At 35.8% G+C, this 12,618-nt stretch carries 12 protein-coding genes; 5 read left to right on the plus strand and 7 right to left on the minus strand.

Annotated elements, in window-relative coordinates:
• Positions 1-205: 205 nt before the first annotated feature.
• Both HMPREF2801_RS03380 and proB read right to left on the minus strand, forming a co-directional pair.
• Entirely contained in the window at positions 206-1,462 is a 1,257-nt protein-coding gene (locus HMPREF2801_RS03380; RefSeq protein ID WP_070610550.1) for a glutamate-5-semialdehyde dehydrogenase, read from the minus strand.
• A complete protein-coding gene (gene proB, locus HMPREF2801_RS03385; protein ID WP_070610551.1) occupies positions 1,440-2,222 on the minus strand; it encodes a glutamate 5-kinase in 783 nt (260 codons plus the stop codon). Before proB ends, HMPREF2801_RS03380 begins: the two co-directional genes overlap by 23 nt.
• A 163-nt stretch (positions 2,223-2,385) precedes the next feature.
• Between proB and HMPREF2801_RS03390 the strand changes: the two genes are divergently transcribed.
• Positions 2,386-4,689, plus strand: coding sequence for a bifunctional dihydroorotate dehydrogenase B NAD binding subunit/NADPH-dependent glutamate synthase (locus HMPREF2801_RS03390; protein WP_070610552.1), 2,304 nt, complete (start codon positions 2,386-2,388; stop codon positions 4,687-4,689).
• Between the two features lie 59 nt (positions 4,690-4,748).
• On the opposite strand, the gene HMPREF2801_RS03395 is transcribed toward HMPREF2801_RS03390, so the two are convergent.
• Positions 4,749-5,054 carry a cupin domain-containing protein gene (locus tag HMPREF2801_RS03395; protein ID WP_070610553.1) on the minus strand — a complete coding sequence of 102 codons (306 nt, stop codon included), beginning with the start codon at positions 5,052-5,054 and terminating at the stop codon, positions 4,749-4,751.
• 78 nt (positions 5,055-5,132) lie between these two features.
• Here HMPREF2801_RS03395 and HMPREF2801_RS03400 point away from each other — a divergent pair, with 78 nt between their 5' ends.
• Entirely contained in the window at positions 5,133-5,609 is a 477-nt protein-coding gene (locus HMPREF2801_RS03400) for a pyridoxamine 5'-phosphate oxidase family protein (RefSeq protein WP_070610554.1), read from the plus strand.
• 78 nt (positions 5,610-5,687) lie between these two features.
• On the opposite strand, the gene HMPREF2801_RS03405 is transcribed toward HMPREF2801_RS03400, so the two are convergent.
• Together HMPREF2801_RS03405 and HMPREF2801_RS09590 are read right to left on the minus strand one after the other, a co-directional pair.
• Positions 5,688-6,494 (minus strand): thioredoxin domain-containing protein, encoded by an 807-nt coding sequence (locus HMPREF2801_RS03405; protein WP_070610555.1) that lies wholly within the window; start codon positions 6,492-6,494, stop codon positions 5,688-5,690.
• A 78-nt stretch (positions 6,495-6,572) separates the two neighbouring features.
• Positions 6,573-7,370, minus strand: a complete 798-nt coding sequence (locus HMPREF2801_RS09590) for a C40 family peptidase (protein ID WP_371327448.1) — start codon at positions 7,368-7,370, stop codon at positions 6,573-6,575.
• A 44-nt stretch (positions 7,371-7,414) separates the two neighbouring features.
• On the opposite strand from HMPREF2801_RS09590, the gene HMPREF2801_RS09595 reads away from it, so the two are divergent.
• The 3 genes from HMPREF2801_RS09595 (at position 7,415) to nrdG (ending at position 10,920) form a co-directional block, all read left to right on the plus strand.
• A complete protein-coding gene (locus tag HMPREF2801_RS09595) occupies positions 7,415-7,477 on the plus strand; it encodes a hypothetical protein (protein WP_371327449.1) in 63 nt (20 codons plus the stop codon).
• 822 nt (positions 7,478-8,299) lie between these two features.
• Complete coding sequence (nrdD, locus tag HMPREF2801_RS03415; RefSeq protein WP_070610557.1) at positions 8,300-10,423, plus strand: anaerobic ribonucleoside-triphosphate reductase; 2,124 nt, start codon at positions 8,300-8,302, stop codon at positions 10,421-10,423.
• Complete coding sequence (gene nrdG, locus HMPREF2801_RS03420) at positions 10,423-10,920, plus strand: anaerobic ribonucleoside-triphosphate reductase activating protein (RefSeq protein ID WP_070610558.1); 498 nt, start codon at positions 10,423-10,425, stop codon at positions 10,918-10,920. The genes nrdD and nrdG overlap by 1 nt, the downstream gene beginning before the upstream one ends.
• 80 nt (positions 10,921-11,000) lie before the next feature.
• Here nrdG and HMPREF2801_RS03425 read toward each other — a convergent pair whose 3' ends face one another.
• Both HMPREF2801_RS03425 and HMPREF2801_RS03430 read right to left on the minus strand, forming a co-directional pair.
• The gene (locus tag HMPREF2801_RS03425) at positions 11,001-11,630 is read right to left on the minus strand and encodes a hypothetical protein (protein WP_070610559.1); all 630 of its coding nucleotides are present in this window, start codon (positions 11,628-11,630) and stop codon (positions 11,001-11,003) included.
• Between the two features lie 88 nt (positions 11,631-11,718).
• Positions 11,719-12,372, minus strand: coding sequence for a hypothetical protein (locus HMPREF2801_RS03430; RefSeq protein WP_070610560.1), 654 nt, complete (start codon positions 12,370-12,372; stop codon positions 11,719-11,721).
• Positions 12,373-12,618: the final 246 nt, after the last annotated feature.

Consider the following 12,618-nt stretch of genomic DNA (forward strand, 5'->3'; position numbering starts at 1 on the left):
AAATTATTTTACAGAGTGTGAAAGAATGGTGAAAGTTTGTAAATTTTTCTTAAATAAATTTTTATTGGCTTAAAATTAATAAAATTCTTCATGTTTTTGTGAGCCATGGCAAAATTTTTTTCATCCCATAAAAAAATAGAGTAGATGAGAAAAGATCTACTCTATTATGCTTTCAATTAATATTTAATTTATTTCTATTAAAATTTTATTTCCTAAATTCGCCGTGACCAAAAATTATATACTTGTAGCTTACAAGTTCATCTAAGCCCACAGGTCCCCTTGCGTGAAGCTTTTGCGTTGAGATGCCAAGCTCTGCTCCCTTGCCAAATTCTCCCCCGTCTGTAAATCTCGTGGAGGCATTTACATAGACGCAGGCTGAGTCGACGCCCTCTAAAAATTTCATGGCTCTCTCATAGGATTTTGTTAGGATTGCTTCAGAGTGCCCCGTAGAATATCTTGTGATGTGGTCTATTGCCTGATCAACATCTTTTACAGTCTTGACAGAAAATTCGTAGTCAAGATATTCGCGACCAAAGTCATCTTCTGTGGCAGGCACTGCCTTTTTAAATTTAGGAAGAGATTTTTCGTCAGCGTGAACTTTAATCTTATATTTTTCCACCACTTCATTTAACAAGTCATAAAACTTGTCTTCTAGATTTTCATTTACCACAAGAGATTCCATGGCATTGCAGACGCCAATTCTTTGAGTCTTGGCATTTTCAATAATCTTTATGGCATTTTCTATGTCCGCATCTTGGTCAACATAGATGTGACAATTGCCCACTCCAGTTTCAATTACAGGCACCTTGGCATTTTCCACAACAGAATTAATAAGTGATGCTGAACCCCTTGGAAGTAAGAGGTCAACATAGCCCTTAAGTTGCATAAGTTCTTTTGAAGATTCTCTCGATGTGTCCTTAACAATTTGCACAAAATTTTCGTCGTAGCCAGCATTTTTTATGCCCAGCCTAATGGCATCTGCTATGGCAATGTTTGAATTTATTGATTCCTTGCCGCCGCGAAGAATTATGGCAGAAGATGCCTTTAGGGACAAGATTGCAGCATCAAGAGTTACATTTGGCCTTGACTCATAAATTATGGCAATGACTCCCATGGGAACAGTTTTCTTTCCTATTAAAAGTCCTGCATAATTTTCTTCCATGGACAAAACCCTGCCCACTGGGTCCTTAAAGTCTATGACCTCATCAATGGACTTTGCCATGGCTTCAATTCTTCCCTCATTTAAAAGAAGTCTATCGATTAAGCCTTCAGGCATATTATTTTCTCTGCCCTTTTTTATGTCAATTTCATTTGCCTCTAAAATCTTTTTTCTTTCAGATAAGAGCGACTCCTTAATGGAGGCAAGCATCTTATTTTTTTCAGCTGTATTTAATTTTTTTAACTTGTAGGAAGCTTCCTTTGCAATTTTCCCAAGTTCTTTAACACTTAAAATAGGTTCCAATTTCTTCTCCTTTAACTATATCTCTAATTGTCTTCATGCTTTCGCCAGAGGCGATTACAACTTCAATGTTTTTTTCTATGGCAAGCTTAGCAGCCTTGATCTTCGTCTGCATGCCACCTGTGCCGACCTTGGACTCAGTTTCCTTTGCCATGCCTTCCACACTATTTATGTCGTCAACCTGGTGTATTATCTTGGCGTCCTTATTTTTCCTAGGGTCGTCAGTGTAAAGGCCCTCAATATCTGTCAGCATTATTAAAAGATCTGCCTCCACCATTCTGGCAATCACTGCAGAAAGTGTGTCGTTATCGCCAAATTTTATTTCGTAAGTGGAAATTGTGTCGTTTTCATTTATTATTGGAATGGCGTTCATGCCCAAGAGCTTTTCAAAGGTGTTCTTGGCATTTTCTCTCATCTCGTCATCTTTTTCAATTTGCCTTGTGAGAAGTATTTGGGCAGAGTTGTAGCCATAGGAAATAAGTGACCTGTCGTAAATATTTGTAAGGGCAACTTGACCAACGGCTGCTGCCGCTTGTTTTTCTGAAGTCTCCTTTGGTCTTTGTTCTAAATTTAATTTTGCACGACCTGCTGCTATGGCACCAGAAGAAACTAAAATTACTTCCATGCCCCTGTTTTTTAAGTTTGCAATTTCAAAGCAAAGCTCGTCGATTTTTTGTAAATTTATTTTTCCATTGTCGTGAGTAATAGATGAAGAACCAACTTTTATCACGACTTTTTTTATTTCTTTTGAAAATTTTCTCATTTCAATCACCTTAGATATAATATACTTTAAAATTTTACTTTAGTAAATATTTTTTCTCTTTTACTGGGAAAAAGTAGGCTTTTAAATAAATTATCCCAGCATTTTAAATTTCTCTCCCTCTGAATTTGCCCTTATGCTATAATATCCTTGGAGTGTGATTATTTTGCCAAAAATTTTAAGAAAAAAAGAACTTGCGCCAAATATTTATTTATTTGACATATATGCACCTAAAATTGCAGCTTCTGCAAAGCCAGGTCAATTTATTATTTTAATAGCAGACAAATATTCTGAGAGAATTCCTCTCACAATTTCTGATTACAATGTAGAAAGAGGCAGCGTGCAAATAGTTGTCCAAGCTTCTGGAGAATCCACTAAAAAAATTGCAGCTTTTGAAGAGGGAGAAAGCTTTAAAGATTTTGTTGGACCTCTTGGTCACGCATCTGATTTTTGTGAAATGGACCTTGAATCTTTAAAGGACAAAAAATACCTATTCGTTGCTGGCGGCGTTGGAACTGCACCAGTTTATCCTCAAGCAAAATTTTTTAAGGACCATGGACTTCACTGCGACATTATCATTGGAGCAAAGTCCAAAGAATTTGTAATCCTGGAAGATGAATTAAAATCTGTCTGCGACAATTTATACATAGCAACAGATGATGGTTCTTACGGTTTTAAGGGCCTAGTTACTGATAAAATCGTGGACTTAATTGAAAATGAAAATAAAAAGTACGATCATGTGGTTTCCATTGGACCTATGATTATGATGAAGTTTGTTTGTTTAACTACAAAAAAATACAATCTTCCAACTACAGTTTCCCTTAACCCAATAATGGTTGATGGAACTGGCATGTGTGGAGCTTGTCGTGTAAGCATTGGCGGCAAAACTAAATTTGCCTGCGTTGATGGACCAGAATTTGACGGCCACTTAGTTGACTTTGATTCTGCAATGAAAAGGCAAAGACAATACATTGACAATAAAAAGACTTATGCAATAGCCGACCACCACTGCACAATGGATCTTGCAGTGTCTGATCACTTGGCAGAAGGTCTTCAAGATCAAGAAAAAGATGACCTTGTAATAAAGAAAGCTGAAGATAGATTTAAGCGCGTGCCAATTGCTGAGCAAGCTCCTGATGAGAGAAACAAAAACTTTAAGGAAGTTTGCCTTGGCTACACAGCAGAAGAAGCTGTAGAAGAAGCAAGCAGATGTCTTAACTGCAAAAAGCCTGGCTGCGTTGGCGGCTGCCCTGTCTCCATTGACATACCTGGCTTTATAAAGGAAATTGCCAGCGGAAACTTCAAACAAGCCTACAAGGTTCTTTCCCTTTACACATCTCTACCTGCAGTTTGCGGAAGAGTTTGTCCACAAGAAACACAATGCGAAGAGAGATGCGTCCTTGCAAATCGTGGCGACTCTGTTTCTATAGGAAAGCTTGAAAGATTTACAGCAGATTATGCAAGACGCCACCAAATAAAAGAAGTTGGCGAAATAAGAAAAGTAAATAAAAAAGTTGCCGTTGTGGGTGCAGGTCCTGCAGGACTTACTTGTGCAGGTGAACTTGCAAAAATGGGCTACGATGTGACAATTTTTGAAGCCCTTCAACAATCTGGCGGAGTTTTAATTTACGGCATACCAGAATTTAGACTTCCCGACGAAGTTGTGGAATACGAAGTAGAAAACATTAAAAATCTCGGCGTAAAAATCGAAAACAACTTTGTTATTGGCAGAACTATGACCATTGACGACATAATAAAAGAAGGCTACCAAGCAGTCTTTATAGGCTCTGGCGCAGGTCTTCCTAAATTTATGAACATACCTGGAGAAAACTTAAATGGAGTTTACTCTGCCAATGAATTTTTGACAAGAAATAATTTAATGAGGTCCTTTGACGAGGAATACGACACACCAGTAAATGTTGGCGCAAAAGTTGCCGTAGTTGGTGGCGGTAATGTGGCTATGGATGCTGCAAGAGTTGCCAAGAGACTTGGCGCCGATGTTTCCATTGTCTATAGAAGAACTGAAAAGGAACTGCCAGCAAGAGCTGAAGAAGTTCACCACGCAAAAGAAGAAGGCATCAAGTTTGAAATGCTAACTAACCCAGTGGAAATCCTTGGCGACGATGAAGGTTGGGTTAAGTCCCTTAAGTGCATAAGGAATGAACTGGGAGAACCTGATTCATCAGGAAGAAGAAGACCAGTGCCAATAGCAGGTAGCGAATACGAAGAAGACTTCCAAACAGTTATCATGGCTCTTGGAACAAATCCAAATCCACTAATTTCTTCTACTACAAAGAATCTTGAAATAGAAAAATGGGGCGGCATAATCGTAAATGAAGAATCACAAACATCTCGCCAAGAAATCTTTGCCGGCGGCGATGCAGTTACAGGTTCTGCCACAGTAATCCTTGCCATGGGCGCAGGTAAAAATGCAGCAAAATCAATTGATGAATTTTTGAGAAATAAATAAGATAAAAATAAAAATTAAGGGAAGAGTTTCACCTCTTCCCTATTTCTTTTCTCTTAAATTTATTTCTTAAAAATGCAAAGCCATACTGCCCTATCTTGACTCCTTACCCTGTGAATTTGGTGAGGTCTTATCTCTAGCGTGTCTCCCTTTTCTAAACTTATAATCCTTCCATCATCGTATTCTATCTCAGCCACGCCGCCAAGTAAAATTACAATCTCAAGCTCATCTTGGTCGTAAAAACCAGTGACCTGATTGAGTGACATAGTCCTAATAATTTTTAGGCTCTCATCTTCATAAATTCTTTCTTCAATTTCTCTCTCTTCTGAAAATTTTATATTTTTAAAAACATTGTATAATTTATTCATGACTCAATTATAGCACGATTTTAATGTCAATTTATATTTGTAAAAGTATTTGCTATAATTATAAAAAAGAGGTGCAAAATGTTTAGACAAATGAGAAGAATAAAGCAAGAGCTTCCCCTTGATGAAGCCAAAAAATTACTTATAAAAAATAAAAGAGGGGTCCTCTCCCTTAATGGAGAGGAGGGCTATCCCTATTCCCTCCCAATAAATTATTTTTATGATGAAGAAGAAAATAAAATTTATTTTCACGGAGCCAAGACTGGCTACAAGGTGGACTGCATAAAAAATAACAACAAAGCCTCCTTTGTGACCTATGGCGATGAGGAACTTTCTGACAATGGTTGGTCCTATTACCTTAAAAGCGTGGTGGTCTTTGGCAAAATCGAAATAGTGGAGGACCGAGAACTTTCTGCAAAAAAATTGAGAGAACTTGGTGCAAAATATTATCCATCCCTTTCAGAAGTTGATGCTGTTATGGAAAGAAGTTTTGATAAGGCACTAGTTTACTATCTTGACACTAAACATATGACTTGCAAAAAAGTTCACGAAAAATAAAAAATTTCTCACTAAAAAAGCCAAGGCAAACACCTTGGCTAATTATTTTCCTAAAAATTTTACTCACTTAAAAATTTTTTAATTTATTTTTAAGATTTTAAATTCATTTACTTCTTCAATTTTCACTTTTCCGTCTTTTATTAAGTCCCCTAATTTATTTTCCTCGCCAAATACTATTTTTATTTCATCTTTAAGGACCAAGTCGTAGGTCTTTATATAGTCCAAAATTTTTTCTTCCTGAGATAAATTTTCCTCTCTCTCCTCTAGGTCCAAGTTTTCCAAGAAAAATTCCTCAATTCTTCCAAAATCCATAATATTTTGAAGGACGCGATTATTTTCTGTAATCAAAAATCCTGGCAATTTTTTTATCCTGTAGTCAAAGGCTTCCATCCTGTTAGCAAGAAAAATGTCGTGGCTGTTTTCGTAATTAAAGACAAACTCATCAAAGTCCACCTTAAAACTTTTTAAAATTTCCCTTTCCACTTCTAAGTCATAAATATTTTTCCCAAAAATTATTGCCTCTTCCAAAATTTTTCTCATGTAGGCAGATGAATTTTCCTCGTCAATTTCCTTAAAGGCTAGAAAATATTTATCTAGTGGATAAGAGGACTTGTAGTCTTCTGTAAAAAGTTCTGGCACAGATTTAAAGCCTGGCATCTTTGTTATAGTCGCCGTCGCCCTATACATGTCGTACAAAATTTTATTGCCCAGGTCTAGGGAATTCTTCTCCCTAAAATTTTTAGGTAGAAATTCTTCATAATTTCCAATTAGTCCACCCATGACAAATTGGTAGTTAAAATTTTTATATTTTTTTTCAAATTTTCTAAGAAGGGGAAATAGTCCCCACAAGAAGGGATCCAAGACATCAGTAAATATTTTTAACATAGTAACCTCGTAAGCTCATATTTTTAAAATTTTTCTCTCTTCTATTCTATCATAAAAAAGAGGGGCTATCCCTCTTTCTCATATATCTAAAATTCTAAGTGCCTTGTAGCCACTCTTCCTAACGGGAGCAACACGAACGCCAGTCTGTGGCACAGACTCAACTACCTTTCCGTCGCCAAGGTATATCATTATGTGAGAGCCAGCCTTGTTTAAAAGGTCTCCTCTTCTCAAATCCTTCATTGGAATTTCTTTGACAGAAGGGCTTCCTTCAATTAGCCAAGAGTAGGCAGGCGCAAGGTCAAAGCCAGCAACATCAGCTGCAGCACCAACTAGACCTGAACAATCATATTGATCATAGGAGAATCCCTGAACGCTTAGGGCATAATTTATCATGTGTTCAATTTTTTCATTGTAATTTTGTGGAGAAGTGGCATACCACCAATTAAATCCAATGTTTTTTCCCTTTTTGGCAAGACCATAAACTTGATTTTTATCTGCAGTGAAATTTACAAGATCAGAATTATTTCCATAGTTTATTTCATATCTTTCTTCTATTGGGGCATTAAAAATATAAGATACATTTTCATATTTTTTATCAAGATTTACAAGCTCCATGTATTTAATTTCATACATATTATTTGAAGCATTAAGCTTCTTTGCCTTTACAAAGGGCACAAAAATATTTTTCTTAAACCAATTGTTTAAATAGGATTGACTCATGCTTACATCATTGCCATCAATGCCAAGGCTTTTGTTTTTTAAAGCACTATAGTTCATGTAAATAAGAGCAGTGTCTTTTGGAAGGTTAATGGAATCTCCACATTCCTTAAAGCTAGTAATTTTAGAATTTTTTATCTCTGCCACATAGCCTGGCATAAGATTTAGCTTTCTTGGGTTTCCGCTGGCAGGGATGTAACAAAATGAATTTTCCGCGCCTAAAATCTCTCCAGAAAGAGCCCTATTTTCTTCAGCTTTTGGAGTGAATTCACTTGTAGTTTTTCCCTTTTCGCCACTAGAAAGTTGTGGATTAATGATTATACACTTATCTTTGCTATCATAGTCCACCATAAAATCAAGGGCAGCTCCTAAATCGCGAAGCTTAAAATAATTGTTGCCATCAATATTGTATCCGGCAATTTTTATTTCCTTGCCGTCAATAAATATTTTTTGCCTTGTTTCATAGGCTTCCTTATCTCCATAAATTTTCTTTACGATTTCTAGAGCGTCATAGTCAGCATATTTTTTTCCAGTGCTACTAAATACTGCGTCCTTACTTTCATCATATTTAACATCAAACTTCTTCACTGTGTGATTCATATAATTTGCCAGTGTGCGAAGCTTAAAGTAATTGTAGTCGTTGATGTTGTAAGTGGAGAAGGGTAGGGTCCTCTCTTCATTACCCGGGTCAATGATCTTCATGTAAGAATCATTGTTGGGAGAAGCTGAAATTGCAAAAGCTCCCTTTGGAAGTAAAAGTCCTATAAATAAAGTAAGTAACAATAAAAATTTTTTCATAATACTCTCCTTTTAATTATTCTCTTACCTATATTCTATCATTTAAAGCTCTAAAGTTCATTTGAAAAGCAAAATAAATCTTTTATGGGGTTTATGAAAAAAATTTTTTCCAATTACTACTAAAGGATGAAAAAAATTTAATTTCTTGCAAAATATTTATCTTTTTGTAAAATTTAAGAGAAAGCACAATATATTGTTTTTTTGATGGAAATTAAACACTACATGTAGTATAATTATATCTATCTAAAAAAGTATTAAAAATAAAATTTATTTAGAAAGGATGGGTAAAAATGCCACAAGTTATTAAAAGAAATGGCAAAAAAGTTGATTTCGATAGAGAAAAAATCGTAATCGCCATAGAAAAAGCCATGCACTCAAGTTCTGGTGTATATGTAGAAAACCAGGCACTAGAAATTGCCAAGGAAATTGAAGCCCTTGCAAATAATAAGGAACTTCCTCTTTCAATTTACGACATAGAGAGTGAAGTTTATTACCGTTTGATTCAAAATGACAATCCTGCCACTGCCAGAGCCTACGAATCTTACAAGTCAGTTCAACAATATAAGCGTGAACAAAATACTACTGATGAGGGCATACTAGGTCTTTTAAACGAAACTAATGAAGACTTAATGGACGAAAACTCAAATAAAAATGCCATCATCGCCTCTACTCAAAGAGATTTAATAGCAGGCGAAGTGTCCAAGGACATTGCCAAGAGAAAAATGATTCCTGCAGATTTAGTTGAGGCACATGAATCAGGTGCTATTCACATTCACGACATGGATTATTTTATCCAACCTATTTTTAACTGCTGTCTAGTCAACATGAAGGACATGCTTGACAATGGAACTGTTGTCAACGGAAAGATGATCGAAACTCCAAAATCCTTCCAAGTTGCCTGCAATGTTATGACACAAATTATTGCACAAATTGCATCAAACCAATACGGCGGACAAAGTATTAACATCTCTTGTCTCGGCAAATACTTAAGAAGATCCTACGAAAAGAATTTAAACCTTGCCCTAGATACTTTGGGCGACATAGAACTTGCTGAAAAAATGGCAGACAAAATGACTAGAAAGGATCTTGAAAGCGGAATTCAAACTATTCAATATCAAATAAACACTCTCATGACTTCCAATGGTCAAGCACCTTTCGTTACACTTTTCATGTGGCTTGAAGACAATGACCAATATGTTGACGAAGTTGCCATGATTATCGAAGAAATTTTGAAACAAAGAATTCAAGGTATAAAAAACGATGCAGGAGTCTATGTTACTCCAGCCTTCCCTAAATTAATTTATGTTCTTGATGAAAATAACATCAACAAGGATTCCAAGTATTATTATTTGACTTCCCTTGCCATTAGATGTACTGCAAAGAGAATGTACCCCGACTACATCTCTGCAAAGAAAATGCGTGCCAACTACGAAGGCAATGTATTCTCTCCAATGGGCTGTCGTGCCTTCCTTCCTCCATACAAGGACGAAAAGGGCAACTACAAGTTTGAAGGAAGATTTAACATGGGCGCTTGCTCCATTAACCTACCTCAAATTGGAATCTTAGCTGGTGGAGATGAAGAAAAATTCTTTGAAATCTTAGAAAAGAGATTAGACTTAGTGAAGAGAGTTGGGCTTCTTCGCTACGAACACTTAAAGAAAGTATCTAGCGATTCATCTCCAATTCACTGGCAACATGGTGCCATTGCAAGACTTGGCAAGCACAAATCCATTGCTCCACTACTACTCAATGGTTACTCCACAGTTTCCCTTGGCTACATTGGGATCTATGAAGCAACAATCTTAACTAAGGGCGTAAGTCACACTGACAAGAAGGGCTATGCCTTTGCCATGAGAATCATGGATGCCCTAAACGATGCAGTAAAAAGATGGACTGCGGAATATGGAATTAAGTTCACACTTTATGCAACACCTGCAGAGTCACTTACACAAAGATTTGCCAACATTGACAAGGAAAGATTTGGCATTATCGAAAATGTAACTGACAAGGGTTACTACATCAACTCCTTCCATGTTGATGTTCGTGAAGAAATTTCTGCCTTCGAAAAATTTGCCTTTGAAGCAAAATTCCAAGACAAGTCAACTGGTGGCTGCATATCCTATGTAGAAATACCAAACATGGGTCACAACCTAGAGGCACTTGAAACAATTGTAAGATTTATTTACGACAACATTCAATACGCAGAGTTCAACACAAAATCAGACTACTGCTCTGAATGTGGCTTTGATGGAGAAATAAAACTTAACGATGAAGGTCAGTGGGAATGTCCACAATGTCACAACACTGATAGGTCAACTCTTAGCGTTGTAAGGCGTACTTGTGGCTACCTTGGTGAAAATTTCTGGAACGAAGGTCGTACAAAGGAAATCAACGCAAGGGTGCTACACATCTAATGAATTATGCGCAAATAAGAAAGTATGATGTGGCAAATGGACCTGGCATAAGAACCACAATTTTCGTCACAGGTTGCACTCACAATTGTCACAACTGTTTTAACAAGGAGTACCAAGACTTTGACTTTGGCGAAGCTTGGACAGACAAGGAAACAAGAGAAGTCATTGACTATTTAAAACTAGATGAAGTAAAGGGGCTTACGCTACTTGGCGGTGAGCCCTTTCAAAATGAAGTGGACCTCTTAAAAGTTATTCGTGACATAAAAAAAGAAGTCCAAAAGGAAATTTGGATCTTCTCTGGCTATACTTATGAAGAAATCTTAAAGGACGAAGATAAAAAAAATCTCTTAAAAGAGTGTGACGTCCTTGTAGACGGAAGATTTGTAGAAGCCCTAAAGGATTTAAAACTAAGATTCCGCGGCTCATCAAACCAAAGGATAATCGACATAAAAAAATCCTTGGCTGCAAAAGAAGTAATTTTATTCGACTTAAAATAATAACAAACTTAAATTTCTATAAAAAAGAAAAATTCCTCAGCTTTGATGGTTAAACATCACTGCTGAGGTCTTTTTTTGTCCTAGTCTTCAGGTGGTATTGGCGTGTCTAAAGTTTCGTTATTGAAAAAGTCTGTCCCGTCATTGGCATTATCTTGAAAGGCTCCAAAAGTAGAAACATAGTCTACGCCATCAATAGTATAATAAATTTCAATTCTTAGGTATTCCATAAAATATTTTTCAAACTGAGTATTATATCTTTTAGTCTCATAAAAATACCTGCCATCATCAAGCCTATCTAGCTCGTCCTCTATGACTGTCTCCCTTGTTTTGTCATTATAATAAGAGTCGGCAAAGATTTTTATTTTTGGAGTTTCTGGCTCATAAACATTTCCATTTTTAGAAAATTCGACATAAAATTTATTATTCTTATTTAAATCTATTGAAGGTATATCTCCTTCTATAGCTCCGGCAATTGTATCCCTTAACCTCATAACTTTTTGTTCAGGCAAACTTTCAAATTTTTCTCTCTCAAAGGTCCTAATAATTGGTGTCCTTTCATCATTAGACACCTTTATATTTACCTTGACCCCATGAACAGAATTATTCCTTTTTAGTTCTGGCTTCGGAGAACGATAAATATGTAGACCTACAAAAAAAATCACCAGCAGAATAAAAATAATAGAAAAAATCTTAATAAGTTTTTTTACCATAATATCACCTAATTAATTATTACCCCTTTAAGAATTGATAATAAAAATTTGCAATAAAAAATCTTCCAATAAGGAAGATCTTTTTGTCCTATTCTTCTGGAGGAATTGGCTCTTCTAACTCATTATTTTCAAAGTAGTTTGTCCCATCATCGCCATTACCTTGGAAGGTCCCAAAGGTAGAAACATAGTCCACGCCATCAATAGTATAATAAATTTCAACTCTTAGGTATTCCAAAAAATATTTTTCAAACTGAGTGCTATATCTTTTAGTTTCAAAATAGTATCTGCCGTCGTCAAGCCTATCTAGCTCGCCTTCTATTACTCTCTGCCTCTCTTTGTCATCATAGTGAGAGGCAGAGGCAAAGATTTTTATTTTCGGAGTTTCTGGCTCATAAACTTTTCCATTCTTAGCAAATTCAAAATAAATTTTATTATCATCGTTTAAATGAATACAAGGAATATCCCCTTCAATCCTTCCAGCAATTTTATCCCTTACTTTCATGACCTTGCTTTCAGGCATACTTTCAAACTTAACTCTCTCAAAGGTCCTTACAATAGGTTTTCTCTCATCATTTGACACCTTTATATTTACCCTAACACCATGAACAGAATTATTTCTCTTTGACTCTGGAGTTGGAGAAAAATAAATTTGGGCAGCTGCAAATAAAATCATTGCAAGAACAAATAAAATTGCTGCAATAATAAATAAAATTTTAAAAACTTTCGCGGTTTTACTTTTCATAATATCACCTAATCTATTATTACCCCTTTTGCCCGTAATAAAAATAAAAATTTATAATAAAAAAACCTTCCAATAAGGAAGATCTTTTTACCTTTAATATGTAATGAGATAACTCATTGTGGAATAATTAAAGCAAAATATTTTACTAATTTTAAAAGGAGTATTTAAAATAAAAAGCCTATTGACAAAGGTAAACTTGCATCAATAGACCTTTTAACTGGCGATAACTTACTCTCCCAGGTCGTT

It is taken from the genome of Peptoniphilus sp. HMSC062D09 (genome assembly GCF_001811425.1).
Lineage (GTDB): Bacteria > Bacillota > Clostridia > Tissierellales > Peptoniphilaceae > Peptoniphilus_A.

Coding starts and splice junctions, on each gene's coding strand:
- proB (WP_070610551.1), bottom strand. CDS start 2,222: ATGAGAAAATTTTCAAAAGAAATAAAAAAAGTCGTGATAAAAGTTGGT.
- HMPREF2801_RS03395 (WP_070610553.1), bottom strand. CDS start 5,054: ATGAATAAATTATACAATGTTTTTAAAAATATAAAATTTTCAGAAGAG.
- HMPREF2801_RS03400 (WP_070610554.1), top strand. CDS start 5,133: ATGTTTAGACAAATGAGAAGAATAAAGCAAGAGCTTCCCCTTGATGAA.
- HMPREF2801_RS03405 (WP_070610555.1), bottom strand. CDS start 6,494: ATGTTAAAAATATTTACTGATGTCTTGGATCCCTTCTTGTGGGGACTA.
- HMPREF2801_RS09590 (WP_371327448.1), bottom strand. CDS start 7,370: ATGCCAGGCTATGTGGCAGAGATAAAAAATTCTAAAATTACTAGCTTT.
- nrdD (WP_070610557.1), top strand. CDS start 8,300: ATGCCACAAGTTATTAAAAGAAATGGCAAAAAAGTTGATTTCGATAGA.
- nrdG (WP_070610558.1), top strand. CDS start 10,423: ATGAATTATGCGCAAATAAGAAAGTATGATGTGGCAAATGGACCTGGC.
- HMPREF2801_RS03425 (WP_070610559.1), bottom strand. CDS start 11,630: ATGGTAAAAAAACTTATTAAGATTTTTTCTATTATTTTTATTCTGCTG.
- HMPREF2801_RS03430 (WP_070610560.1), bottom strand. CDS start 12,372: ATGAAAAGTAAAACCGCGAAAGTTTTTAAAATTTTATTTATTATTGCA.